The sequence below is a fragment of the Aeromonas sp. QDB62 genome (assembly GCF_027705695.1).
Lineage (GTDB): Bacteria > Pseudomonadota > Gammaproteobacteria > Enterobacterales > Aeromonadaceae > Aeromonas > Aeromonas allosaccharophila.
In genome coordinates this window covers 39,882-63,575 of the sequence record NZ_JAPDCD010000004.1, presented here as the reverse complement: position 1 = coordinate 63,575, position 23,694 = coordinate 39,882, and the positions used below count along the sequence as shown (strand labels likewise).

The window sequence follows — 23,694 nt, the reverse complement described above, 5'->3', positions numbered from 1 at the left end:
GATGTACGAGAATCTGAAGAGCCTGGGGATCCAGGATCCCTCCTCCGTCGACAGCTACACCCTGCGCCAGGAGGCCAACCACGACATCCTCAAGATCTACTTCAAGAAGCAGAAGGGCGAGTTCTTCGCCAAGAGTGTCAAATTCAAGTATCCCCGCCAGCGCAAGACCATGCTGGTCGACTCCGGTACCCATGAGTACAAGGATGTCACCGAGATCAACGCCAACCTCAAATATGTGGTGGATGAGCTGGATAACCTGACCCAGGGCGTCCATCAGCAGGCCGACCCGGACATCAAGCAAAAGATCCTGCGCGACCTGCGCCATCTGGAAAAAGTGGTACAGAACAAGATCAGCGAAATCGAACGGGATCTGGAGAAACTCTAATCCCCTCGACTCGACAAAAGAGCGCCCGGTGGCGCTCTTTTTATTGGCTGGCTTTATGGGGCTATGGGGTTATCTGGCAATGCCGTGCGATAAGGTGAGCGGAGCACACCACCTTGTGCTGTTGGGCCACCATTGGGCAACCCGTTACATATCGCCCCTTGGAAAACACAACCCCGGCCAAGCCCCGAGACACGCTACAAGCAACCACAAATAGCAAGAGGGAGGCTTTCGCCTCCCTCTTCAAACACGCTGATATTCAGGCAACAGGATTAGTTGCTCTTCATCCAGATGTCCATGTCGGTTTTCAGGTTGTCGGACTTGGTACCGAAGATGGCTTGAACGCCGGAACCAGCCACTACCACACCGGCAGCACCCAGTTTCTTCAGACCAGCCTGGTCAACCTTGGCAACATCTTTCACACCAACACGCAGACGGGTGATGCAGGCATCCAGAGAAGCGATGTTCTCTTTACCACCGAAGGCGGCAACCAGAGCAGCAGACATCTCGTCTTTGCCTTGGCCAACGGCCTCTTCAGCAGTCTCGTCTTCACGACCCGGGGTTTTCAGGTTCATGGCACGGATAACGAAGCTGAATACCACGTAGTAGATGGCCGCGTAAACCAGACCCAGACCAACCAGCAGCAGCATGTTGTCGGCACGCGGTGATTGCACCACGAAGTCGATGAAGCCGTTGGAGAAGGTGTGACCGTGTACGATACCCAGAGAGTTGGTCAGCACATAAGCCAGACCAGCCAGTACAGCGTGGATTGCGTACAGAACCGGAGCGATGAACAGGAAGGAGAATTCAATCGGCTCGGTGATACCGGTCAGGAAAGAGGTCAGGGCTGCAGAGGCCATGATACCAACGATCTTGGCGCGGTTTTCCGGCTTGGCAGCGTGAGCGATGGCGAACGCAGCAGCAGGCAGACCGAACATTTTGAACAGGTAGCCACCAGCCAGCTGACCAAAGCCGTTACCGGCAGCGCGGGACGCGTCATCAGCAGTCAGGAAGCAGGTCATGATACCGTGAACAGTTTCACCGGCACCGTTGACACAGGTACCAGCCTGATAGAAGAACGGTACGTTCCAGATGTGGTGCAGACCGAACGGGATCAGGGAGCGCTCAACCACACCGTAGATACCGAAGGCCAGTACCGGGTTCTGGTTGGCAGCCCAGTCAGAGAAGGCACCGATGGCGCCACCCACTGGCGGCCAAATCACGGACAGGATCACACCCAGACCGATGGAGAGGAAACCGGTGATGATGGGTACGGCACGTTTGCCCGCGAAGAAGCCCAGGTACTCTGGCAGCTGGATCTTGTAGAAACGGTTGAACGCCCAGGCAGCGATACCACCGGCCAGGATACCACCCAGCACGCCGGTTTCGATGGTTTCAACACCCATCACAGGTGCCATGACCTTCAGGGTTGCGACCATGATGCCGTAGCCAACGATAGCTGACAGACCGGATACACCGTCGTTATTGGTAAAGCCCAGAGCAACACCCACTGCAAACAGCAGGGCCATCTGGCCAAATACGGAACCACCGGCTTGCTCCATCAATTGGGAGACAATTTCCGGCATCCAGCTGAAGTGGGCAGCCCCCACCCCCAGCAGAATACCTGCGACTGGCAAGACTGATACTGGCAGCATCAGAGCCTTACCAACCTTTTGCAGATTAGAGAAAGCATTTTTGAACATTGTGTGCGCTCCTGAATGGATTGTCGTCCCTGAACGATCTATCTGGATGAAATAAGGACTGATTCATTCAGATATCTTCGAGTCGGGCTTGTTTATTTTGACCATCAGAATATAACCCAGCGGGTCATAAATTGCTGCTTTCGAAGGCGGGGGAATATTGAATTTGGAGGGGAGATCACAACTTGTTTAGCGGCTAAAAAACGCATGTAATATAAGTTATATATATCCTCATTATCACTCTACTACAAAGACATATAAATAGCAGTTTCACTTTGTATTTTAACAATACCACTTACATCAAACAGCAACTCATTGTAACCAAGTGTAACGGCTTGATTTTTATTTATTACAGTCTACCGATTAAAAAGGCCTCCAACAAGGGAGGCCTCAATAAATATATCTGACCAGTAAATGGTCGTATTATTCTATTTTTGCGAGCGCTTGACCGCATCAATAAACACGCTTTTTGCCTTGGTTGAACCGGCCCGCTCGGCCTCGTTCACCAGCTTCATCGCCTTGTCGATATCCCCCGCCTTGACCGCTTTTTCGATCTGGCTCTGGTAGAAAGCCTCTGTTTCACTCAGCATGGCAGGAGCAGGTTTGGCAACTACCGAGGCACTGGTTGCGACAACCGCAGTTGCAGCAGGGACGACCAGTTTATTAGGAACCACTTCCACAGTTGAGCGTCTCGCCTGCTCTTTTATCTCATCAGTACCAATTGCATACGCTGGCTTGTACACATTTACACCATCTTTTCCTGCGCTAAGGTCTACAACAGAGAAACGGATAACCCCCCAAGGCGAATGTGGAATAACTGGGTCCTTGATGCCGTAATCATTGACAACCTTTGCTTTGGCCATCAACTTGGCATCACTGGGAATCGTTAGGGTCTCACTCAATCGCGATTCATCTGTATAGATAAGCAGGTAGCTCTCATTGTTCGGATTACCGATGTGACTACGGTCGACGGTAAAGGTTCCACTAACAGCATTCCCACTGATCAATCTCGCTGGGTCATATCTAAAAACGTTCCGCCCCATCGTTCGGGTGACCTGAAAACGCGAGTCCAACATAACCACGACTGGCTCAAACATAGTCTGATCGATGATCCCTTCGACAGTGATACTGAGGTCACCAGAATGAGTAGGGAGACGATAAGCAGCAAAATAACTCTTGCCTTCAGAAAACGCATATACGGGAGAATTTGCATCAATGGCGGCTAGCTGAGATGTCCCAAGCACCATATCAACATACGGGATATTCGCAAAATCCTTGCAACACGCTTTAGCCAAATCCAGAGATTGCATGGCACGTTCTCGATCCGTAACGGCTGCTTTGAACCCTTTGGTTGGAGAGAGCTGTGCTTCGAGCGAGGCACACCCGCCCAACAACAAAGAGCCTAGCAAAACGACTGCGAGCTTGGTGTTATACATGATTCGACGCATCCATTAACAGAATAAACAAAGAAGCCCCCGACAAGCGGGGGCGTGACTATACAAGCATTTAATACACCTATTACCACCAAGCTTCTGCTTGCACACCGACGGTGAAAGCATCATCTTGCGGAACTCCATTGGAGTCTTTTTCAAGTGCACCGTCTTGCTGCAGGTAGCTAGCAAAAACCCGAATTTCCGGACGAGCCCAGTAGCCACGGCCAGCAGACCATGCCTGCGCGATAGTGTATTTACTACCTTCGGTAGACTTTTCTGCACTATTTTTAATCTTCTCGTTATCCTTGAAGTAACCCAGCTCAAGGTAGGTCTTCATAGTATCAGTCCAGTTATAGGCAGGGCGAACAACCACAGAGAAGGTATCAATGTCTGCGAGTTTTTTGTTAACGTAAACATCATTGGCTTCACCATAGACCAGTTGATGGCCAACTTCGAAGTTACTTGCGCCCAAAGCGATGACACCGTGGTTGATTGCACGGAAACCTTTCCCATCACCTTGTTCGATAACCAAACCGTTTCCGTTACCAGCACCGTAACCAGCAGCTTGATTGGCCAAACCACCACTCATGTACTGCAGAACTGTCTTATTAAAGCCGCCAGACAGCCCCCAAGTCAGCTCTGCCGTACCCATTTGCCCATCTTCTGCATCATAACCAAGTCGAGCTTTCTGATCGTCAGTGACATTTGCTTGCGCAAAATCGTAACCCAGCTCCAAGCTGGCGTCTTTCCACAAAGGGATACCAGCATAACGAACATCCAAAGTGTTGGTATCGACACGCTCTTTACCTGCTTTGAACTCAGCACTGGTATCAGATTGAATCAAAGCAACAGATGCCTTACCAGGGCCAATGTTCACATTTTCAAGACCACCACCGATACCAGACACATCCCAGTAGTAGAAGTCACTAAGATGAATATCATGGCGCTGATAGTAGCGCTGACCAGCCCAAAGGGTCTCGCCACCACCAAACAGATTCTTAGCCTGAACGTTAAATTGGCGACCTGCAATGTTGTCATTCCATGTGCTCTTGGCTGAATCGTCATCACCAAAAGCAATCATTGAGTCAACATAAAATGAAATATCATTTTTATTGTATACTTCTTGGCCAAGCTGAATTTCGCCGAAAACGTTTTTTTCGTTACCAAGACGACCAACTTTTTGCTGGCTCAGGGTCTGCTGACCGCCATTGTCAGAAACACCAAAACCACCACGCATATAACCGTGGAAATCTACGGCAAAGGCGGCTTGGGAAGCCAGGGCGGCAGTAACAGCTGCTGCAATCGGGAGCCACTTCATTTTCATTGTCATATTCCTTATTTCCCGCAGTGAGGAGTGTGATCCTGAATATTCAACTTCTTATCACCATGTAATCCTGTTGGTGATAACCGAGGTTGATTATAGGGAGCGTATTTCACGACAAATATGAAGCAACTCACAAAATGGCGACAAATCGCTCGGCAAACGATCACCTCAACACCAGAAAGTAAAAAATCGCCACAATAGGCAATAAATAACCAATAATCACATGAACTTCGCAATCATAACAAACATGAAAGCGTTACCAACAATTAATTTGCGATAGAACCAAAGTCATTATTTTACGATTGGATGACAAAAACATGACTGAGATCGCTTTCAAGATTGAACTTTTATTTAGATGACGGGTCTGCAGCGAGGTTGAAACCATTTCAGCCATGGGATAGTGCGCGAGGGGAATATCCCTCTTTCAGTTAGGGAAATATGCCGGTGACAGGCTATTGAATTTGTACAAATAACAATCCCCTGCCGATTAGGAATCAGGGGATTGATATGGCTCTATTTCAGAGAATATTCAGGGCTGAATATCCCACTTTTGCAGCCAGCTGAGTGCCACCTGTTCGGGTTCGTCGTGCACGGTGGCATCCAGCTCCAGCGGGGGAATCACTCGCGTGGCCCCCAACTCTTGCAGCAATCCGTCCAGCCGACGGCCCGCGCCACAGAAATGGTCATAGCTGCTGTCGCCCATGGCAATCAGGGCATAACGCAGCCCTTTGAGCCAAGGGGCCTTGTCGGCCAGTTCGCTGGCAAAGGGCTGCAGATTGGGAGGAATATCCCCCTGCCCTGTGGTGGCACTGACCAGCAATAAAAAACGGCCAGGGTCGATGTCCGCCAGCCGTGCTTCTTCGTGCAGGGTACAGTGATGCCCCTTGCGCTCCAGCTCATCTGCCAAGGTCTCGGCCACCAGCATGGCTGCGCCGTAGACACTCCCTACCACGATATCGATCTGCGCCATTCTCCGCTCCCTGTTTGAGTCACTCTTTTAAGCAACTCTATCAGCAAGCTGGCGTCAGATGCCACCGGTTCAGGGCTGAGGATCAGGCGCTTAGTAGTCGCTCTCGCTGGCGGGCCAGCCCAGCTCGGCAAACAGGCGTAGCACATCCTGACCGAGCGGAGCCTGGATCCGCATCGGTACATTAAGCACCGGATGGGTAAAACTCAGGGTGCGGGCCACCAGCAGCAGTCGTTCACAGCCAAAGTGCTCGCGAAAGAAGCGGTTGTGACGGCCATCTCCGTGGGTGGTGTCCCCGACGATGGGGTGGAACAGGTGATCCATATGGCGGCGTAGCTGATGCTTGCGGCCGGTCTTCGGAAACAATCTGACCAGGCTGTAACGACTGGTGGGGTGCTTCTTGGAGACCGCGTGGGGCAGCTCGACCTGATGCAGGCGACGGAAGGTGGTGACGGCATCCTGCGCCGGGCGATCCGGGTTGCTCATGGCATCGGCAATCTTGTCCAGCTGCTCCTTGAGGGGATAGTCGATCACCCCCTGCTCGGGCGCCCAGCCGCGCACCAGTGCCAGATACTCCTTGTGCACCTGACGTTGGGTAAAGGCTTCGGTCAGCGCGCGGGCAATCACCGGATCGAGCGCAAACAGCAGCACGCCGGAGGTGGGACGGTCGAGGCGATGCACCGGATAGACATGGCGACCACCGATGAGATCCCGGGTCATCTGCATGGCAAAACGGGTCTCGCCCTTGTCGAGCCAGCTGCGGTGCACCAGCAGACCGGACGGTTTGTTGACCGCCACCAGCCACTCATCCTGATAGAGCAGGGTCAGCTTCAAGTCACTTTCTTCTCGGGTTTGATCTGGCATCATTGTTCGATCACTTTGCCGGAAAGCAGCAGATCGAAGCGGGCGATCAGGCGCAGCAGCGCTTCTGCCTCGGCCAGATCTTCTTTGTAGACTTCGCTGGCCATGGGATAGAGGGAGACGCTGGTGGGCAGCGGAGCCTGCAACATCACCAACTGCTCCATGCGCGGTATCAGCACGAACTGCAGCCATTGATCAAAGCTCAGGGTATCAACACAAAAAGGCAGGGTACTTGCCAGGGCTTCGTCACCGGGATGGTCAGCTTGCCAGCGCTCAAGGCGCTGCAACTCGGCGGTGAGTTCCCCCAACAGGCCAGCTACCAGCAAATATTGATTCATCTCGCTCTCTTCCTCATAACCACAGATTGATCCGCTGACCCGACAGGATCAGCCAGGATGCCGATACATTCAGTCGCGCAGCACCGGCGATTCAGCCGGGTCAACGACATACACGGCAGCCAGCGCGGCCTGCCGCCGTTAAAAAAGGGCGATACTATACACCGCCCCCCGCATGGCTGCCATGTTGATATCTGCCGCAGCGCGCGTCTGCTGCCACTGGCTATCCTCGGCAAGGGCCTTATAATCGGCCCGCATCACCATTAGCCGGATCTCACCATGTCTGCGACGCCTACTGCCATCAATACCTTGACCGAATTTCTGACTCAGGCTGGCACCCAGTTCCAGCTGTTTGACATGGGCCGCCAGGTGCGGCCACTGGCAAGCGACACCTTTGTCCGCATCGAACAGCAGCAGGAGCCCTACCCCTGGCCGCTGCAACAGCACGCCTGGCTCGGCGTGCACTTCTTCCAGCCGAGCGAGTCTCGCCACTACCTCTGGTTCCTCAAATTTGCCCTCGATGAGCGCGGCCTGCTGATGTCAAACGGCCCCAAGCTGTTCATGGATCAGGTGGTGGAGACCCTGGGCTACAAGCTCACCGGCGATCTCGATGAAGAGAAGGCCCAGCGCCTGGCCGACAATCCCTACACCTTCCGCCCGGCAGAGGCCAAAATGGCCAGTCTGCACGCCAAACTGGCGCGCCAGCTGGAGCAGGCCCCTTCGGCCTATTACGATACCCTCTGCCACTATCTGGCTGCCCCCAACAACACCGGTTGGCAGACGCTGGGGCTGCAGGGCTTTGCCGATCTGGCCGAACGACTGCATGATGAGCGCAATCTGGCGCTGGTCTGCAAGGCGCTGCCCAAGCTGCCGCAAGAGCCGCTCTATGCCCTCTGCCAGAGCCTTGAAAACGCTCCGCTGCCACCGGCAGTACAAGGGGCCCTGCTCGAGCGGATCGGCAAGGAGCAGGAGTGCGCCGCCCCCAACCCGGAGACCCTGGCCTACCTCTGCCGCGCCATGGCCTCCTGCCCCGGCAACAAACAGCGCAGCAACAAGCTGCTGACCCTGCTGCAAACTCAGCCGAGCCCGGCGCTGCTGCTCGCCATCGCCGGCCGGCTCTGGCCCGATCTGAAAGATGCCAATCTGCTCAGCCACTATCTGGAACAGCTGGCGCTGCAACCAACCCAGTTCTTCAATCAGGTTTTTGCCGAGTTGGTCACTTTACCGGCCCTGCGCAATGATATGCTGGCCAGACTGCGCGACCCCAACCGCAGCGAGGCGCTGGGCAAGGCCATCGGCCGTCTGTTTGCCTCGGCCTGATCCCTCGCATCCCCCTCACGCCACGAGGCAACACGGCGGGAAATAGAAATGGAGACTGGGAGTGCCAAGCAGGACTCCCGGTTATCGACATCACGATAAGGAAGCCCGCCTATGGGAGAGATGCTCGGAATTTTGTTGCTGATTGCCGTTGCCGGCCTGTTCTGGCTGCAACGCCAACAGGCAGAAGTGGCCTGGCAATACATGCGCCGCTACTGCCAGCATCATGATCTGCAACTGCTGTCGCTGGCCCGCAACCGGCGGGAGCTGGCGCGCCATCCCCTGCGGCTGCTGACCCACTACCAGTTTGAATTCTCCAGCGATGGCGAGAGCCACTATCAGGGCACCCTCAAGATGCAGGGGCTGCACGTCGTCGGCGTTGATCTGCCACCTCACCGCATCCCTTCTGCCTGATCCCCAATCTCGTCTCTGCGCCCAGTGGCTGTGCCTGTCTATAATCTCAGGGATTAAACAAAGGGAGAGACGAGATGGAACCCCTTGTCCACGATCTGCCAGCCCTGTTTGCCCAGCTCGGGATGGCCAACGACGAGCTGAGCCTGCACCGCTTTGTGCACGACCATCACCTCGACAATGAAACCCTGTTGCCGGAGGCCGGTTTCTGGAACGCCGCCCAGGCCAGCTTTCTGCGTGATGCCCTGTGGAACGACTCCGACTGGTGCGAGGCGATCGACCAACTCGATGTGATGTTGCGCCAGCCCCGCTAAGCCGCCCGCCCCTTTCCTCCCCTGCCGGCTTTGGTTAAGATCCCGCCCCGATATCGATCCCTCCTTCTCACCCAGAGCATGCTTATGTCCGCCCACGAGATCATCCGAATTGCCAACGAGCTGGCCGCCAAGGGCCTGACTCCCACCACTGCCATGATCAAGGCCCGCCTCACCCATCCCGTGCCGATGGCCGAGCTGCTGAAAGTGCTGAGCCAGTGGAAGCAGCAGCCCATCGCGACCGCCGAGAGCGAGCTCCTGCCAGAGGCCGTGCCCCAGCCAGCGCCGGAGCTCACCCTGCAGCAACTCGCCGAACAGCTCGCACGCATCGAACAGAAGGTGGATCGCCTGACCGACCTGCTCCTCCAGCAGGGGCAAGGCTGAACCATGTATATCGTCGAACTCTGCTTTGAGTGTTACCGCGATACCTCCCTTGGCGACGCCGAGCGGGCCATCGTCAACTACCTCGACATGCTGCGTTATCAGGGCCAGATCCTCGGGCGGGAGTTCCCCACCAGCATGCACGACGGCTATTTCGTCAGTCGGGTAGTCTGCCCGGAGCAGGATAGCCTGCACCCCGACAACCAGAGCGAGCAGGTCAAACTGGCCGAACAGCAGCTCAATCAGGCCGGGCTGCTGGCGCCCAAACTCCAGCTGCAGGGGGCGGATCTGCTCTCCGACAGCACAGATCCTTGCGGCCAGCAGGGCGAGCGCCCCAGCTGGATGCTGCTCTACACCAGCTTCCTGCACACCTGCTCGCCGCTGCGCTGTGGCGACCACTTCGCCCCCATTCCGCTCTACCAACTGCCCGCTGTCGCCAACGGCGATCAGAAACAGATCATCAAGTGGCAGGAGGATTGGGAGGCGTGTGATCAGTTACAGATGAACGGCTCCATCGCAGAACACGCGGCGCTGCACGAAATCGGCGAAGTGGGCAGCCGCCTCTACCGGCGCGGCAGCGATCTGGCCAAGCGACTGGAAGTGCTGAGCGGCATCCCCACCTACTACTACCTCTACCGGGTGGGCGGGCTGAGCGCTGCCGAGGAGAAGGCGCGCCCCTGCCCCAGCTGTGGCGGTGAGTGGGCACTGGCAGCGCCGCTGCACGAGATCTTCGACTTCAAGTGCGACAGCTGCCGTCTGGTCTCCAACCTCTCCTGGGATTTCAAGGATTAAGCGCGTTCCCTGTACGCGATGCCATAAAAAAGAGCCTTGCCGCATGGCAAGGCGCTTTTCGTTCCGATGAGTAACCTTGGCTCGAACAGGTGCTATTGCGGCAACGTCTCCAGCCGCTCCAGAAACGCCGGTAGGGAGGGAGCCAGCGTCAGACGGCGGCCGGAATCGAGCCACTCCAGCCACACCCGACCACTCTCGTTATCCAGCGAGATGAGCGTCATCTCGTTGCGGGTGGTGGCAATAAAGATGGAGGGGGTTCGTTTTAGCTTGCGCAACATCAGCAGATGGCCAATGAGGTTCTCCTTGAGCAGGTCGAGATCCGCGTCGTTCCACGGCAAGATCAGTTCAAGGCGCAGCCCCTTGAAAAGGCAGGGGATAGGGCGACTGAACCAGTGCCCAAACAGGGCGATAGCGCTGGGATGAATTGTCAGCTCAAGGGCATCGGCCATGGCCGTAAAATCGGCGGGTTCGGGGCGATGGTGAGGACGCCAGGCCACCCGACCATCGGCGGGCTCACCAAGCTGGCAGGGGGAACGCCAGTCCGCCTCCCACTCGCACAGAGGCAGGCCTCGTCTGGCCTCGCCATCCCGTTGCCAGCGGGCAAAAAAGTGCTCCAGGGCAGACAAAACTTGATCCGACATCGAAAATCCCCACAATTGCTGGCAAAGTCCGCTATTGCACCACCAAACCCGGTAACAGACAAGGTTGCCAGCCGACCTTGCGACCCGGGAAACAGAACCCGGGATACAGAGAGGCCGACGCCCAAGCCAAACGGCTGCAACCATCCGGCCCTGCAATGGCCCGTTTCATTCCACTCATCATGAGCACATTACGTGAGCAACCCTGTGAGCAAACAAGATAGATACGCCGGGGCCAGCGCCCTGACCGGCCTGAGCCTGGGCCAGCAATCCGATTACATCAGCCAGTACTCCCCCTCCCTGCTGCAGCCGGTTCCACGTAGCCTGAACCGGGATGATCTCCAGCTGGGCGATGATCTGCCCTTTAGCGGTTGCGATGTCTGGACCCTCTATGAGCTCTCCTGGCTCAACGCCAGGGGCAAACCGATGGTGGCGGTGGGTGAAGTGACCATCCCGGCCACCAGTGCGAACCTGATCGAATCCAAATCTTTCAAGCTCTACCTCAACTCCTTCAACCAGACCCGTTGCGACTCTATCGAGGCAGTCGCCGCCATGCTGACCAGGGATCTGCGCGCCTGTGCGGGGGAGACCGTCAAGGTGACCCTGTTCCCCCTCGACAAGGCGCCGCACCAGATTGCCCAGCTGCCCGGCGAGTGCATCGACGAGCAGGATATCGAGGTAGACAATTACGAGTTTGATGCGTCCCTGCTGCGAGGGGCAGCCGGTAGCGAGCTGGTCGAGGAGACCCTGCACAGCCACCTGCTCAAATCCAACTGTCTGGTGACCAGCCAGCCCGACTGGGGCTCTGTAGTGATCCGCTACAAGGGATCGAAACTCGATCGGGAGAAGCTGCTGCGCTATCTCATCTCGTTCCGCCAGCACAACGAGTTCCACGAGCAGTGCATCGAGCGGATCTTTATCGACCTCAAGCACTATTGCCAGCCAGAGCAGTTGACCGTCTATGCCCGCTATACCCGTCGCGGCGGCCTCGACATCAACCCGTTCCGCTCCAATTTCGAAACCGTGCCCGCCAACCTGCGTCTAATCCGCCAATAAAGTCGAGCTGCAGCAAAGAGGGCAGTCGCACTGCCCTCCATGACTGGCAAAAAAGGTTTCAATCGATGCTTTACGCAGCAGGGATAAGGGTGCTGGATAATAAAATCCAGACGAAACCCACTTGCCGGCCACCAGCAAACCACAGTAAACGCTGGACTCGCAGGGGGGGGCTTGGATAACATGCCAACACCTCTGCGCCGTCCTTAATCCAATGAATCAACTGTTTTTTCTGGCCATGATGATGTCCTCCCTGTCAGCTCCGAATCTGGATCTGGACAAGGAGCAACTCTCTATCGATCTGCAACAAGCGCAATCGATGGTACTGACCGATCCTGCCAGATGCGTCCAGATCACCACAGCCTTCCTGACGCGCGCAGCCAATAATCCCCAGCAAATCATCAGCAATCGCCAGGAGTTCGGTTATCGCGAGCCCATCCTGAGTTACAGCACGGCGGCCCAGACCATAGGCGCCCATCTGCTCAAAGGGGAGTGTCTGCTGCAACTGGGTCAATATCAGGCCACCCAGCAAGCGCTCGACAAGGCGATGGCGCTGGCAGACAAAGAGCGGCAACCGGAACTCAAGGCCCACGGCCTCTATCTCAAGATCCGCAGTCAGGCCCTCAAACCGGATAACCAGAGCACCAGCCGCGCCCTGATGGATCAACTGGACGAACAGTTGGCCGTCCCCACGCTCAAGCAGAGCCAGCTCCAGATTTATGGCCGCCTGCAACGCACCAGCTACGACATCGAGAACCAGCACTTCGATGATGCCAAGGCCCACTTGGCAGATGCGCGGATCTGGGCCGCCAAGACCCCCAATCCCCTCGCCAGTGCCTGGGTCAGCGCCATCAGCGGCGACCTCTATCGCGCGCTGCAGCAGCCACAGCTGGCACTGGGGGAATATATCGATGCCCAGCAACAGGCCAAAAGCCTCAACGACCCGCTCTTTCTCGGCCTGCTGTCGAACCAGATAGTCAAACTCTATCAGCAGGAGCAGGAGCCCCAGAAAGCGCTGCAGTATGCCAATGAGGCGGCCAACTACTTCCACTCCATCGGCAACCCTTCCCTGCTGTGCGACTCCCTGATGGTGCTGGCGCGACTCAACCGCGAGCAGGGCGACCTCAATATGGCGCTGGTCTACTTCTTCAATGCGCTGGATCTGCTCGATGAGGGGAGCAACCGACCACAAGCCTCCCTGCTCAAATATGAAATCGGCAAAACCTACCTGCAAAGCGGCAACCTCTCGCTGGCCAGCAACTACCTCAATGCGGCCCGTCAGTCTCACGAACTGAGCGATGCCAAAGAGCCGCTGATCGATACCCTGCTGCTGCTCGGCGAGCTCTATCTGAAGAAGCAGGAGGCCGCCATCGCCATCCTGCAGTTGGAGAACGCCCGCGCACTGGCCAATCAGCTCGGCGATACCCGCCGTCAGTACGAGGTATTCCGCCTGTTGTCGCTTGCCTACGAGCAGAAGGGGTATCTGCGTCAGGCCCTCGACAGCTACAAGCGCTTCCACCGTCTTGGCGAAGAGGTGCGCCAGCAGGAGCAGGCCATGGAGCAGGCGGCGATCCGTGACAACTATGTCCAGGTCGAGCGGGTGCAACATATCAAGGAGCTGGAGCAGCGACTTAACAACAGCCAGCATCAGCAGGAGCGCTATCTCTGGTCGAGCATCACCACCAGCCTGCTGCTGGCGCTCTTTATCTACCTCTTCTTCACCCTCTGGCTCAAGCTGCGTACTGCCCGCCTGCAACTGAAACGGACCAATGAGGCCCTGCTGATCGAGCCACGCTCGGGGCTGGCCAACTGGCAGCGGCTGATGAACCGCTGGCCGCGGGAGATGGCAAAGCGCCAGCTGAAATCGGATCGCTGGTACCTCAGTGAACAGCCCTCCAGCGAGTTCGATGACAAGCTGCACTATCTGCTGTTCCGGGTGCCCTTTCTGGTCAACACGCTGGAGCGCCACGGCTATCAGGCCAGCAGAGAAATCGAGCAGGCCTTCGGTGCCTATATGGACACCCTGACCCCGCAAGATGGCCGTATCTATGACTTGCGTGAAGGACACATGCTCTATGTGGTGCCACAGCGCCACGTGACCAACCTACATCAACTGGCGGGAGACCTGCTGACCGCCATCGCCGCCTTCCCTTGCAGCTATCCGCTGGATCGCCAGATCAGCCTCGGGATTGTCAGTCACCCCTTCCTGCCGAAGGCGGCGACCGCGCTCGATCACAATGGCCTGTTTGACCTCTGCTATCTCGCCCTGTCGGGAGCCATTCAGCTCAGTGAAAAATGCCAGCAAAACGCCTGGTTGGAGCTCGCCGCCATCGATTGCCAACAGGCCGCATTTTTTAATGGGGATGTGTGGCAATGCGGCTTGATGGCAATTGACAAGGGGCTGGTAAAAGTCAATTCTTCTCATGAAAAGCAATGGGTTAATTGGCCCAGCCTTGCAAGGAAGCCGGCTGCCGATGACCACCCGGAAATGTAGATAACAGGGCGAGGCTCGAAACCCGGTTCGACCACTGTTGCTATCCAACACCAAAAACAATAATGACAACAGGGCGACCTGATAATGAATGACATCGCTGCCGTAGCAGGACAATTGGCCAGGCTCAGGGAATCCCTTCAGCAAAAACAGCTGGAACTCGACGGCGTTCTCTCGTTCTCCGATGCAGAGCGTGCCCGCGGCATCCAGTTTATCAACAAGTTGATGCTCTCCTGCCGTGGCTTCGACCGCGAGCTGGATAATCGATTCGCCAAACTCAAGCAGAAACTAGATAACAATCCGGCCTTTACCGCGCTGGATGAGGATCTGCAGGCCATCGAAAAACTGTTGCAGCAGCACAGCAATGCGCTGGAAGAGTCGATCACCCTGACCCAAACCGCCATCGATCTTGGCTCCAGACAGCTGAAAACCATCAAGGGCTTCCCGGAAGAGACCCGCAAATCCCTCAAGGAGTTTCTGGCAAGTCCCGCCGGTTACGGCATTGCCGATCAGCAAAAGAAGGTAATCAAACTGCTGGAGTTCTACCAGCAGGCGATCAAGATCCAGCTGCTGCCCAGCCAGCCTCTGCTGGCACCGGCAGGCGCAGCTCAGCCAGAAAATGCCCCCACCAGCCACGATGGCCAGCCCGATGTCGACCCGTTTGATCTCAAGGATCACGCTCGCATCGCCGACGAGCTGCAGCGGCTCATCACCGAACTCGACTTTGCCGGTGCCATCGGCGAGAGTCTGGGCGACATCCGCCGCCAGTTGCTGATCGGGATCAACCCGGCCCTGCTGGCGGAAACCTGCCTGCAGGTGATTGAGCTCATCATCGAAGGTACCCGTGAGGAGCGCAAAGCCTCCCGCGCCTTCCTCAGCTCCCTCAACGAGAGCCTGTCCGCGGTGCATGTCGGGTTTACCGAATCCCTCGACGAGGGGCGCGCGCTGCAAAACGAAACCAGAGAGACCCGCGAGGCGCTGGTCAGCGAGTTGCAGGCCATCGATCAATCCCTGGCCAGCTATAACTCCCTCGATGCGCTCAAGCGAACCATCTCAGGCCACATGGGCGCCATCAACCTGCTGCTGCAAGAGCGCGAGAGCACAGCGGCGCGAGAGCGTCACCTGCTCACCCGCCTATCCACCATGGAGTCCAAGCTGCGGTTGATGAAGGAGGAGACCGCCGAGTATAAGAAGCGGTTGACCATTCAGAAGCACAAGCTGTTCCTCGACAGCCTGACCCAGGTACACAACCGGGCCGCCCTCGATGAACGGCTGGAGCAGGAGTACAAACGTTGGCTGCGCTACCGCACTCCGCTCTGCATGGCGATCATCGACATCGATCACTTCAAGAACATCAATGACAACTACGGCCATATGGCGGGTGACAAGGCGCTGAAAGTGGTCGCCAAGGCGCTGCAGAGTGCCCTGCGTGACACTGACTTCATCGCCCGTTTCGGCGGGGAAGAGTTCGTGGTGTTGCTGCCCAACATCAACCCGGACAAATTCCAGAAGCCGCTGGAGACCCTGCGCCAGACCATCAAGAGCATCCCGTTCCGTTTTCGCGATGCCAAGGTGGAGATCACCATCTCCATCGGCGCCACCCTGTTCAAGGATGGGGATAACCCGTCCGATGTGTTCGAGCGGGCGGATAAGGCGCTCTACCACGCCAAGAACACCGGTCGGGATCAAGTGACACTGGCCTGACAACCGGCTAAAAAAACAGCGAACAGTCGTCACCCTATTTCCCTCCCCCCTCTGTTACCACTACTATCGATCTCAGGGGATGCTACATGGCGTCCCCTTTTCTCCCCAGGGAAAAACACAACGATAACAAGTGAGTAAAGGGGAACCTATGATTACGCACATCAATCCCGTCGGCAGCATGGATTTGCTGTCACAGCTTGAGGTGGATCGCCTCAAGCAGACTGCCTCCAGCGATATCTATCAACTGTTTCGCAACTGCTCGCTGGCAGTGCTCAACTCCGGTAGCCATACCGACAGCTCCAAGGAGATCCTGGAGCGCTTCAAATCGTTTGATATTCATGTGATCCGGCGCGAGCGCGGGGTCAAGCTGGAACTGTTCAATGCCCCCGAGCACGCCTTTGTCGATGGCGAGATCATTCGCGGCATTCAGGAGCACCTCTTCTCGGTGCTACGCGACATTCTCTATGTCTCCAATCAGCTCGAGTCCAACCGCCAGGTCAATCTGACCAACTCCACCCATATCTCCAACGTGGTGTTCGCCATTCTGCGCAACGCCAAGGTGATCCTGCCCGGCGCCGATCCCAACCTGATCGTCTGCTGGGGTGGCCACTCCATCAACGAGATCGAATACCAGTACACCCGTGCGGTGGGTAGCGAACTGGGCTTGCGTGAGCTGAACATCTGTACCGGTTGCGGCCCGGGCGCCATGGAGGGCCCAATGAAGGGGGCCGCCGTCGGCCATGCCAAGCAGCGGGTACGAAACGGGCGCTACATCGGCCTCACCGAACCCTCCATCATCGCGGCCGAACCGCCCAATCCCATCGTCAACGAGCTGGTGATCCTGCCGGATATCGAGAAGCGGCTGGAAGCCTTCGTGCGTCTGGGCCACGGCATCATCATCTTCCCGGGCGGGGTCGGCACCGCCGAAGAGCTGCTCTATCTGCTCGGCATCATGATGAACCCGGCCAATGAACGACAGCCGATGCCGATCATTCTGACCGGCCCGAAAGAGAGCGCCGACTACTTCCGTGCCATCGATGACTTCATCAAGGCGACCCTGGGCGAGCCAGCCACCCGGCTCTACCGGATCATCGTCGGCGATGCGCCGGAAGTGGCCCGGGTAATGAAAGAGGCGATGCCGAAGATTCGCGAATATCGCAAATCGGTCGGCGATGCCTACTCATTCAACTGGTCCCTCAAGATTGAGCCGGAGTTCCAGCTCCCGTTCGAGCCGGATCACGCCAGCATGGCCAGTCTGGATCTGCACCGCAACCAGCCGCCGCAACTGCTGGCTGCCAACCTGCGCCGCGCCTTCTCCGGCATCGTGGCTGGCAACGTCAAGGAAGGGGGCATTCGCGCCATCGAGAAGAAAGGCCCCTTCAAGCTACACGGCGACGAGGAGCTGATGCACCTGATGGACAAGCTGCTGGAGAGCTTCGTCAAGCAGCAGCGGATGAAGCTGCCGGGCAGCCAATATGTGCCCTGCTACGAAATCGTCCGCTAGGGTACAGACAGCCACATCATCGACAGAGGGGTGCATCGGCGCCCCTCTTTATTGGTGCTATGCCTTCCCGCATACCATCAATCCCCCATCAGGCGAGTGGTTTGTTACAATGGGGCGTCCCGACCGCCAAGAGTGCCCCATGTCAACTATCCGGCCACACCTGCTCATCATCGATGCCCTCAACCTCATTCGCCGTCTGCACGCGGTACAGGCCCAGCAGGCACTGACCCCTGCCCAAGCGCTGGTCGCCACCCGCGCCAACCTCATCAATACCTGCCGCAAGCTGCTGGCCAATAGCGAACCGACCCATGTCATCGCGGTCTTTGACGGCGAGGTGCACAGCTGGCGCAAGGAGGTCTATCCAGCCTACAAGGAGGGGCGCACGCCCATGCCCCCCGAGCTGCGTGAAGGGCTGGCGACCCTGCAGGATGCTTTCTGGGAGTGCGGTGTCGATGCCCTGCTCTCCGAGACCGATGAGGCGGATGATCTCATCGCCACTCTAGCCTGCGGCATCGCCAGCCACGGCCATCAGGCAACCATCATCTCCACCGACAAAGGGTTCTGTCAGCTCATCTGCCCGCAGATCCGGGTACGCGACTACTTCAACAAACGCTGGCTGGATGCCGCCTTCGTCCAGCAGCAATATGGGGTAATGCCCGCTCAGCTGGTCGACTTCTGGGCCCTGACCGGTATCAGCGGTTCCAATATCAAGGGGGTACCGGGTATCGGCCCCAAGACCGCTACCCAGCTGCTGCAGCAATATGGCAATCTGGCGGCCATGCTCGAGGCCTGCCTTCAAGAGGATGCCGCCAAGCCATTGCTCAAGCTGCGCCAGCATCAGGATGAAGCCCTGCTGGCCCAGCGGCTGGTGCGCTTGCAGCGTGATATTGTGCTGGGATTCAACCTGCGGGACATCCGCTACCCGCCCCAGCCGGACTAAATGGCCGAACAAAAATGCAGGTAAGGGTGCGAACCATGACGAGACTCACCCTCGCTGTTGATGAAAGTGAGTAGAATGTAAAGGAATGTGGTTGGTTTGCTGAGTAAATGCTATAAAGCAGCCCCATCCTCCCCTATACCTTGGAAGTGGAACCCTCTCATGTCCAAAAGAAAAATTACCGTGATCCCCGGCGACGGCATCGGCCCCAGCATCATTGAATCAGCCATCCAGATCCTGACCCATGCGGGCTGCGATTTCGAATACGAATATGCTGATGCAGGCTTGGTTGCCCTCGAGAAGCATGGCGAGCTGCTGCCCCAGGCTACCCTGGATCTGATTGAGAAGAACAAGGTGAGCCTGAAAGGGCCATTGACCACGCCGGTCGGCGGCGGTTTTACCTCCATCAACGTCTCCCTGCGCAAGAAATTCAACCTCTACGCCAACGTGCGTCCGGTCATCTCCTTCAAGGGCACCAAGAGCCGTTACGACAATATCGACATCATCACGGTGCGTGAAAACACCGAAGGGATGTACTCGGGTGCAGGCCAAAAGCGCAGCGATGACAACAAGAGTGCCGAGGCGATGAGCATCATCACTCGTGAAGGGGCCGAGCGCATCGTCAAGTTTGCCTTCGAGCTGGCTCGTCAGGAAGGGCGCAAGAAGGTCACCATCATCCACAAGGCTAACATCCTCAAGTCGACCTCCGGCCTGTTCCTCGAAGTAGCCCGTGAAATCGCCAGCCACTACCCAGATATCCAGAGCGAAGAGATGATCGTCGATGCCGCCTGCATGAACCTGGTGATGTACCCGGAGCGTTTCGATGTCATGGTCACCACCAACCTGTTCGGCGATATCCTTTCGGATCTTTGCGCCGGTCTGGTTGGCGGCCTTGGTATGGCGCCCGGCGCCAACATCGGCGATGGCGCCGCCATCTTCGAAGCGGTGCACGGCTCGGCACCGGATATCGCAGGCAAGAATATCGCCAACCCGACCTCGGTGATCCTCGCCTCCATTCAGATGCTGGAGTACCTCGGCATGCAGGATAAAGCAGAGCGGATCCGCGAAGCGGTGCGAGCTACCATCGAATCCGGTGATCGGGTCACCCGCGATCTGGGTGGCACGGCTTCCACCAGCGAATTCACCCAGGCCATCATCGATCGTATGTGAGTTAATTCATTGATTTTAAAAGGGAGCTTCGGCTCCCTTTTTTATATTTCCGAATCCTTTGCCACTCCCCGAACAGCAACTATGTTCAATAGAGAAGAAGAACAGGGAGTGTTTTTCATGAAGGGATACGGGTGCTATCTGGTGTCGGGTCTGATGCTGGTTTGTGGCACTGCCAGTGCCTTCGAACAGGCCCAATCAACCCAAATCGCCAAACTGCCACAGCAGGAAAAACGGACTGCCACCGAGGTATGGCGTTCAAGCCTGGATACCAACGACCTGCTCAAGGCACCCAAACCCCTGTCGTTTGGGATTGAAGTCTCCACCGACAACTTTGGTAATCAAAAGATCACCTCCTACCCGCAGCTCAATCTGACCCCGGAAAAGAGCATCAGTCTGTCGATTGAACGCTTCAGACCCAAGGTCAAATTCAAAGCCGGTGGACTGCATACGGCAATCAGATTGAGAGGGGATGGCATCAAAATGCAGTTCAATCCGGTCGACAAAACCTTCCCGCTGCAGATAGAGATCAAGGTGACCGACGACGAATCCTCCCTGCGCCTCGATTACCGTTTCTGATATTTTCCGGCAGCCGCATAGCAAAAGGCCGACAGGTTTCCCTGTCGGCCTTGGTAATTATCGTTCGGGCTGAACGGCTACATCACGCCTTGGGCTCGAGTTTGGAGACCCAGTACTTGTTGTAAACATGCACGGTGATCTCTTCTCGATCGTGATAGAGCTGCTTGGCCTGGATCACGAACGCGTTGTCGATCTCCTTGAGCATCTCGCGCAGCACTTCGATGTTGTGTACCGATTCCGCATAACGCTTCTTCATCGGCAGCTTGAGGTTGAACATCGCCTCCTGGCAGTCGCCCTCACGGAACCAGTCCGCAATCATGTGAACGACCCGCGCCGGTTTATCGACCATGTCGCACACCAGCCAGTAGGTGTTCTTCTTGCTCGGACGCCAGACGAAACCGTCATCCCGGATATGCTTGACCTGACCGGTATCCATCAGGGATTGGGCCATCATGCCGTTGTCGACCGCTGTAACCATCATGCCACGACGCACCAGCTGATAGGTCCAGCCACCCGGGCAGGCGCCCAGATCCACCGCCTTCATGCCTGAGCAGAGACGCACATCCCACTCTTCCCGCGGCACGAACACGTAAAACGCCTCCTCCAGCTTGAGGCTGGAGCGGCTCGGCGCATCGGCCGGGAAGCGCAGGCGCGGGATCCCCATGTGGAATCCGGAGTTGTTGAACGAATAGGAGTAGCCCAGCAACACGTGATCATTGGCCATGAAGAAGGCGTGGAACACCGGACGGTTTGGCGTCTCCTTCTTGGTCAGGATCTCGTTGCTGCGCAGCGCCTGACGCAGCGGCACGGTGAACTTGCGGCAGAAGGCCGACAGCTCTTTCGCTTCGTTGGTATCCGCGGTTTCGACACGCAGATCGCCGCAAATGGTGTATTCGCGAACCGCCTCGATGATGGGAGTGATCCTGTCCGCGACATCCAGCGCCTTCAGCTCATGGGTCACCACCAGCATCTGACGGATGAAGATGAGCTCCCGGAACGGCAGCTTGCGAGCCAGCAGGTCCGCCTGCTCCTCGTCATACAGTTCGAAGATCACATAACCGCTGTCGTCCTTGACCCGGGCGAAACCGTAGCACTGCATGTTACCGGCACGCTCGGTGATCTCTGCAGCCGCCTCTTTCTCAAAACCGGGGCGGCAATAAAGCAGCAGATTATTCATTTTTTCCTCCAAGACGACAGCCGGCCCAAATCAAAGCCGCCCATCCCAACATAAAACAGAGGCCACCAGCCGGGGTAATCAGCCCCAGCCCCTTGCTGCCAAGCAGCACCATGGCGTAAATACTGCCGGAGAATCCGATGATCCCCAGCACAAAGGCGGTGCCAGCCAGGTGGATCACCTTGCTGCGCACACCACACCAACCCAGAGCCAGCAGGGCCAATGCGTGAAAAAACTGATACTGCACGGCGGTATTGAACGCCGCCAGACGCTCGGGCGTAATGCCGGTCGCCGCCAATCCATGAGCGCCATACGCCCCCAACATGGTGGCCGTCAACCCGAAGAGACCGGCCAGTATCAGCCAATGTCGATGGATCTGCATCCTCACTCTCCCTCTCTCATCACGGCTGGCAACAACAAGGCCAGTCCACTCTAGCTATCCGTGCCGGGCCACAAAATGGCTGATAGCCGCCGCCGCATGCTGCATATTCTCCTGCTCACTCACGCCACTGGCTTTACGCGGTTTGAAACCATGATCACCATCGGTCAACCAATGGACCGATACGGCGGGTGAGAAGGGGAAATCGGCCAGTTCGGCGCGACTACCGAAGGTGTCGCGCTCCCCCTGCAACAGCAGGGTTGGCACTGCAATATGCTTGAGTACCTCGCCTCGCCAACTGTCGGGCTTGACCGGAGGGTGGAAAGGATACCCGAGAATGAGCAATCCTGCAGCATTCATCTCACCCTCGCCTTCACTATACAGTTCCGCCGCCATCCGCCCGCCCATCGACTTGCCCGCCAGAAACAGCCGTGGATGGGCAAACTCGCGGATCATTTCATGCCAGTGTTCAAGCAATACAGGCTGCCGATCAGGCGGCCTGCGTATGCCATCCAAAGCCCGTTTGGCCATATAGGGGAAGTTGAAGCGCACCACTTCGATGTCGGGGCCAGCCAGCAGGCGTGACAACTCGGCAAGAAAGGCGTGTTCCATCCCGGCGCCCGCACCGTGGGCCAGCAAAATGCGAACGGGGGCATCAATTGCCCCCTCGCGGATCACCTCAGGCATCGGCGAGCCTTGCCCTGCGACGCGCCTCTTCCTGCTCTACCAGCTCCAGCATCCAGTCGCGGAAGGCTACGATCTTGCCCTGATCCGACTGTTGCTCCTGGCACACCAGATAGAAGGCATTTTTGCTCACCAACACCTGCTCGAACGGGCAGATAAGACGGCCGGCCTCAATCTCGGGTTGCGCCAGCACGCTGTGGCCAAGCGCCACCCCCTGACCATGGATCGCCGCCTGGATTACCATGGTGGAGTGGCTGAAGATGGGCCCCTGATTGACGTTGGGTGCATCGATATCGAGCTGGCGGAACCAGGCCTTCCAGTCACGGCGGGAGGTATCGTGCAGCAGGGTATGAAGAGTCAAATCTTGCGGCGTACGCAGCGGTTTTGGCCCGGTCAACAGCAAGGGGGAGCAGACCGGGATCAGGTATTCGGTATGCAGCTTGTCGCAACGCAGACCCGGCCAGTTGCCACGCCCGTAGTAGATGGCAACATCTACGTCGTCGGTGAGCGACCCTTCGTCGAGATCGACCGCCTTGATCCGCACATCGATATCGGGGTGGCGTTCGCTGAACTTGACCAAGCGCGGCACCAGCCACTGGATGGCGAAACTCGGCTGCAGACTGACGGTCAACGCCCCCTTGGCACTGCGGGCCAGCAGCTTGTCGGTCGCCTCAGAGATGGAGGCAAAGATATCCTTGATATCCAGGAAATAGCCCTGCCCCTCTTCGGTCAGCAACAAGGAGCGGTTTTTACGGCGGAACAGCTTGATGCCAAGATACTCCTCCAGCGCCTTGATCTGGTGACTGATGGCAGCCTGAGTCACAAACAACTCTTCTGCTGCGCGGGTAAAGCTTAAGTGACGAGCCGCTGCTTCAAACGCCTTAAGGGCATTGAGCGGAGGTAAACGACGAGACATGACACCAGCCGACGATGAGTTTTTCTAATGGGGCGCATTATAATTTGTCGGTTGCGGGTCGACCAGTGAATAAACATAATTCGCCCAGCAATCAGTCGTCATATGGCTCACATTTTCTACTACATGTTGGTTTACATGTGTTTTTCGTGAGTCTTTCGACTGTGATTGTGGTGTTGTGTTTCTTCCTCTGCGGGAAGAGGGGCTCAAATCTTCTCGATTTGACCCAGTCTGTCATCTGAATGTGTTTGGCGCCT

The 23,694-nt window shown here is 56.9% G+C and carries 24 protein-coding genes; 13 read left to right on the top strand and 11 right to left on the bottom strand.

Features of this window, described 5'->3' with window-relative positions; genetic code table 11:
- Position 1: 1 nt before the first annotated feature.
- Positions 2 to 385 (top strand): DUF3461 family protein, encoded by a 384-nt coding sequence (locus OKC27_RS03280; protein ID WP_182939063.1) that lies wholly within the window; start codon positions 2 to 4, stop codon positions 383 to 385.
- A gap of 269 nt (positions 386 to 654) precedes the next feature.
- On the opposite strand, the gene ptsG is transcribed toward OKC27_RS03280, so the two are convergent.
- From ptsG to OKC27_RS03250, 6 genes are all read right to left on the bottom strand, one after another.
- Positions 655 to 2,085: a PTS glucose transporter subunit IIBC gene (ptsG, locus tag OKC27_RS03275; RefSeq protein WP_005338586.1), complete on the bottom strand. Its 1,431-nt coding sequence runs from the start codon at positions 2,083 to 2,085 to the stop codon at positions 655 to 657.
- A gap of 425 nt (positions 2,086 to 2,510) precedes the next feature.
- Positions 2,511 to 3,518 carry a MalM family protein gene (locus tag OKC27_RS03270; RefSeq protein WP_182939062.1) on the bottom strand — a complete coding sequence of 336 codons (1,008 nt, stop codon included), beginning with the start codon at positions 3,516 to 3,518 and terminating at the stop codon, positions 2,511 to 2,513.
- 82 nt (positions 3,519 to 3,600) lie between these two features.
- Positions 3,601 to 4,839, bottom strand: coding sequence for a maltoporin LamB (gene lamB, locus OKC27_RS03265; protein ID WP_019445215.1), 1,239 nt, complete (start codon positions 4,837 to 4,839; stop codon positions 3,601 to 3,603).
- Between the two features lie 529 nt (positions 4,840 to 5,368).
- Positions 5,369 to 5,809, bottom strand: coding sequence for a flavodoxin (locus OKC27_RS03260; RefSeq protein WP_182939061.1), 441 nt, complete (start codon positions 5,807 to 5,809; stop codon positions 5,369 to 5,371).
- 90 nt (positions 5,810 to 5,899) lie between these two features.
- Positions 5,900 to 6,673 (bottom strand): tRNA pseudouridine(65) synthase TruC, encoded by a 774-nt coding sequence (gene truC / locus OKC27_RS03255; RefSeq protein ID WP_182939060.1) that lies wholly within the window; start codon positions 6,671 to 6,673, stop codon positions 5,900 to 5,902.
- Positions 6,670 to 7,005: a YqcC family protein gene (locus OKC27_RS03250; protein WP_005338596.1), complete on the bottom strand. Its 336-nt coding sequence runs from the start codon at positions 7,003 to 7,005 to the stop codon at positions 6,670 to 6,672. Before OKC27_RS03250 ends, truC begins: the two co-directional genes overlap by 4 nt.
- Positions 7,006 to 7,281: 276 nt before the next feature.
- On the opposite strand from OKC27_RS03250, the gene OKC27_RS03245 reads away from it, so the two are divergent.
- The 5 genes from OKC27_RS03245 to OKC27_RS03225 all read left to right on the top strand — a co-directional run bounded on the left by OKC27_RS03245 (position 7,282) and on the right by OKC27_RS03225 (position 10,214).
- On the top strand, positions 7,282 to 8,322 hold the full coding sequence (locus OKC27_RS03245) for a DUF3549 family protein (RefSeq protein ID WP_182939059.1): 1,041 nt from the start codon (positions 7,282 to 7,284) through the stop codon (positions 8,320 to 8,322).
- A 111-nt stretch (positions 8,323 to 8,433) separates the two neighbouring features.
- The gene (locus tag OKC27_RS03240; protein WP_182939058.1) at positions 8,434 to 8,733 is read left to right on the top strand and encodes a DUF3301 domain-containing protein; all 300 of its coding nucleotides are present in this window, start codon (positions 8,434 to 8,436) and stop codon (positions 8,731 to 8,733) included.
- A gap of 74 nt (positions 8,734 to 8,807) precedes the next feature.
- A complete protein-coding gene (locus OKC27_RS03235; protein WP_005338602.1) occupies positions 8,808 to 9,044 on the top strand; it encodes a DUF2789 family protein in 237 nt (78 codons plus the stop codon).
- An 84-nt stretch (positions 9,045 to 9,128) separates the two neighbouring features.
- Positions 9,129 to 9,425, top strand: coding sequence for a DNA-binding protein (locus OKC27_RS03230; protein ID WP_182939057.1), 297 nt, complete (start codon positions 9,129 to 9,131; stop codon positions 9,423 to 9,425).
- Positions 9,426 to 9,428: 3 nt separating this feature from the next.
- On the top strand, positions 9,429 to 10,214 hold the full coding sequence (locus OKC27_RS03225) for a Zn-ribbon-containing protein (protein ID WP_139463048.1): 786 nt from the start codon (positions 9,429 to 9,431) through the stop codon (positions 10,212 to 10,214).
- A 92-nt stretch (positions 10,215 to 10,306) separates the two neighbouring features.
- On the opposite strand, the gene syd is transcribed toward OKC27_RS03225, so the two are convergent.
- Positions 10,307 to 10,855, bottom strand: coding sequence for a SecY-interacting protein (gene syd / locus OKC27_RS03220; protein ID WP_182939056.1), 549 nt, complete (start codon positions 10,853 to 10,855; stop codon positions 10,307 to 10,309).
- 204 nt (positions 10,856 to 11,059) lie between these two features.
- Here syd and queF point away from each other — a divergent pair, with 204 nt between their 5' ends.
- The 7 genes from queF (at position 11,060) to OKC27_RS03185 (ending at position 20,287) form a co-directional block, all read left to right on the top strand.
- Complete coding sequence (queF, locus tag OKC27_RS03215) at positions 11,060 to 11,908, top strand: NADPH-dependent 7-cyano-7-deazaguanine reductase QueF (protein ID WP_182939055.1); 849 nt, start codon at positions 11,060 to 11,062, stop codon at positions 11,906 to 11,908.
- A 211-nt stretch (positions 11,909 to 12,119) separates the two neighbouring features.
- Positions 12,120 to 14,399 (top strand): tetratricopeptide repeat protein, encoded by a 2,280-nt coding sequence (locus OKC27_RS03210; RefSeq protein WP_182939054.1) that lies wholly within the window; start codon positions 12,120 to 12,122, stop codon positions 14,397 to 14,399.
- 84 nt (positions 14,400 to 14,483) lie between these two features.
- Complete coding sequence (locus OKC27_RS03205; RefSeq protein ID WP_270805922.1) at positions 14,484 to 16,100, top strand: GGDEF domain-containing protein; 1,617 nt, start codon at positions 14,484 to 14,486, stop codon at positions 16,098 to 16,100.
- Positions 16,101 to 16,248: 148 nt separating this feature from the next.
- Positions 16,249 to 17,604, top strand: a complete 1,356-nt coding sequence (ppnN, locus tag OKC27_RS03200; RefSeq protein WP_182939052.1) for a nucleotide 5'-monophosphate nucleosidase PpnN — start codon at positions 16,249 to 16,251, stop codon at positions 17,602 to 17,604.
- Between the two features lie 139 nt (positions 17,605 to 17,743).
- Positions 17,744 to 18,544, top strand: a complete 801-nt coding sequence (gene xni, locus OKC27_RS03195) for a flap endonuclease Xni (RefSeq protein ID WP_182939051.1) — start codon at positions 17,744 to 17,746, stop codon at positions 18,542 to 18,544.
- Positions 18,545 to 18,703: 159 nt separating this feature from the next.
- Positions 18,704 to 19,711: an isocitrate dehydrogenase gene (locus OKC27_RS03190; RefSeq protein WP_182939050.1), complete on the top strand. Its 1,008-nt coding sequence runs from the start codon at positions 18,704 to 18,706 to the stop codon at positions 19,709 to 19,711.
- Positions 19,712 to 19,828: 117 nt separating this feature from the next.
- Complete coding sequence (locus tag OKC27_RS03185; protein WP_182939049.1) at positions 19,829 to 20,287, top strand: hypothetical protein; 459 nt, start codon at positions 19,829 to 19,831, stop codon at positions 20,285 to 20,287.
- A gap of 82 nt (positions 20,288 to 20,369) precedes the next feature.
- On the opposite strand, the gene rlmM is transcribed toward OKC27_RS03185, so the two are convergent.
- The 4 genes from rlmM to OKC27_RS03165 are packed head-to-tail and all read right to left on the bottom strand — an operon-like array spanning position 20,370 to position 23,440.
- Positions 20,370 to 21,464: a 23S rRNA (cytidine(2498)-2'-O)-methyltransferase RlmM gene (gene rlmM, locus OKC27_RS03180; protein ID WP_182939048.1), complete on the bottom strand. Its 1,095-nt coding sequence runs from the start codon at positions 21,462 to 21,464 to the stop codon at positions 20,370 to 20,372.
- Positions 21,457 to 21,843 (bottom strand): DUF423 domain-containing protein, encoded by a 387-nt coding sequence (locus tag OKC27_RS03175; RefSeq protein ID WP_182939047.1) that lies wholly within the window; start codon positions 21,841 to 21,843, stop codon positions 21,457 to 21,459. Before OKC27_RS03175 ends, rlmM begins: the two co-directional genes overlap by 8 nt.
- A gap of 54 nt (positions 21,844 to 21,897) precedes the next feature.
- Positions 21,898 to 22,527 carry an alpha/beta family hydrolase gene (locus OKC27_RS03170; RefSeq protein ID WP_182939046.1) on the bottom strand — a complete coding sequence of 210 codons (630 nt, stop codon included), beginning with the start codon at positions 22,525 to 22,527 and terminating at the stop codon, positions 21,898 to 21,900.
- Complete coding sequence (locus OKC27_RS03165) at positions 22,520 to 23,440, bottom strand: transcriptional regulator GcvA (RefSeq protein ID WP_042058376.1); 921 nt, start codon at positions 23,438 to 23,440, stop codon at positions 22,520 to 22,522. Before OKC27_RS03165 ends, OKC27_RS03170 begins: the two co-directional genes overlap by 8 nt.
- Positions 23,441 to 23,694: the final 254 nt, after the last annotated feature.